Below are 1,794 nucleotides of genomic sequence, written 5' to 3'. Positions count from 1 at the left end.
CCACACCCGCGCAGTCGTCCGGGGCCAAGCCGCCCGCGTACAGCGCGGTGACCGGGCCGGGCTGCACCGCCTGGGGCTACCAGGAGCACGGCGTCTACACGAAGGGCGACGACGGCTGGCGCCGAGGAACGCACGCATGGTCGCAGAACGGTTGCAACGGCTCGTACTCGGCCCTGCCCCTGAGCGGCGGCTCCAGCCCCAACTCGGGGCTCTTCGCGGAGTGGCTCTTCGCGCCGAACCTGACCTCGTCGGCCTCCTGCACCCTGCTGGTCTACATCCCGCCGGTCTCGGACCGGACCATGGTCGGCGGCAACCCCGCCTACTACACGGTCTACCGGGCCTACACTCCCTCGGCCAACAACGTGATCGGGAGCTTCCAGATCAACCAGGCCGCCCATCTCGGCCGGTGGGTGACCGCCGGCAGCTACCCGGGCAGGGCCAAGCTCGCGGTGGGTCTCGACAACCGCGGCATCGACTGGGGCAGCGGCAACGAGGGCCGGCACGTGGCCGCGGCCCAGGTCAAGGCGGTCTGCCGGAACTGACATCCGGCGGCAGTCCCGCTCGTGCGTCGCCGACCCGTACGTCCTTGCCGTCCTGCCCGTCTTCGCAGGACGGCAGGGGCATGCCTGGGCGTTGACAGCACGTCAGATCCCGCGGGCCACGCCGTCCGTCACCTGATGCGACACCGTGTGCGTCGGTCCACCCGGGATCCGGACCGAACCTGCCGGCCTCGCTCCTCACCAGCTGGTCTCGCCCGCAAAATACTTCGCGGCCCTCCGCAGGATCTCCCGCTCGAGCTCCTTCACCCGCGCCCGCAACTGCCGGTTCTCCTTCTCCATCGCGCTCGCCTCACCAGCGCCGGGCCGGGCGGCCTGCTCGGCGTCCCGGACCCACACGCGCAGCGTCTCGTGGTTGACGCCCAGGTCCTTGGCCACCGAGGCGTAACTGCCACCGGGCGTGGCCCGGTACAGCGCGACGGCATCGGCACGGAACTCAGGGCTGTACTTCGACGTCCCCAACGGGAACTCCGGTTCCTCGGATCCTCACGATCCAATGATCAGGGTGTCCAAGATCCAGGGTCAGGTCCCAAGGCCGGGTAGTTAGCGATTTCGCTGGTCACGCAAGGGGAGTTAAACGAGTCTCGGTGTAGGACAACGGAGCTCGTTGGTACAGGCAGTCGACCAAGACAGCTTGTCCCGACGGAGCTCCGTTGCCCCGTCATTGTGTCGTGCCGCCCGCACTGACGACCATCACCCGTACGGTCACGGTGGCCGGGGGCCGGTTCGCGCCGGGACATCTGGGAGAGCTGACGGCGGTCGTGCCGTTCGAGCTCGTGGATACGGTCCTTGCGGAGACGAGAGCTGTACAGCGACGTCTGCGTGATCTTCCGTCGCGGGTCGGGGTCTACTTCCTGCTGGCGATGTGTCTGTTCCCTGAGGTCGGCTACCGGCTCGTCTGGGACAAGCTGACCGGGGGTCTGTCCGGGATGCCGGTGGTCTGTCCGTCGGCGAAGGCGTTGCGTGACCTGCGCCGGCGGATCGGCAGCGCGCCGGTGCGGACGTTGTTCGAGGTGCTGGCCGGGTTGCTGGCCCAGCCGACGACGCCAGGTGTGCGTTTCGGTCCGTACCGGACGGTGTCGTTCGACGGCTGCAGTTCGCTGAGGGCTCCCGATTCTGAACGGAACCGGGCCTGGCTGGGCAGGACTTCGCATCATGGCTATCCGACGCTGGAGTTGATGACGCTGGTCGAGACCGGAACCCGGTCCCTGGTCGGCGCAGTGTTCGGCCCCACTGC

The 1,794-nt window shown here is 68.5% G+C and carries 2 protein-coding genes and 1 pseudogene; 2 read left to right on the top strand and 1 reads right to left on the bottom strand.

What is annotated here, in order from left to right:
- Positions 1-542 (top strand): annotated as a pseudogene (locus ABZV34_RS39110) (hypothetical protein); the annotation flags it as partial.
- A gap of 195 nt (positions 543-737) precedes the next feature.
- Here ABZV34_RS39110 and ABZV34_RS39105 read toward each other — a convergent pair.
- Complete coding sequence (locus tag ABZV34_RS39105) at positions 738-1,019, bottom strand: transposase (protein WP_356287949.1); 282 nt, start codon at positions 1,017-1,019, stop codon at positions 738-740.
- 209 nt (positions 1,020-1,228) lie between these two features.
- On the opposite strand from ABZV34_RS39105, the gene ABZV34_RS39100 reads away from it, so the two are divergent.
- Positions 1,229-1,794: transposase domain-containing protein (locus tag ABZV34_RS39100; protein WP_356287946.1), on the top strand; the 566-nt coding region annotated here is incomplete at its 3' end.

Origin of the sequence: Streptomyces sp. NPDC005195 (assembly GCF_040608315.1) — a bacterium.
GTDB lineage: Bacteria > Actinomycetota > Actinomycetes > Streptomycetales > Streptomycetaceae > Streptomyces > Streptomyces kaempferi.
This window is presented reverse-complemented; position numbering and strand designations above follow the sequence as displayed.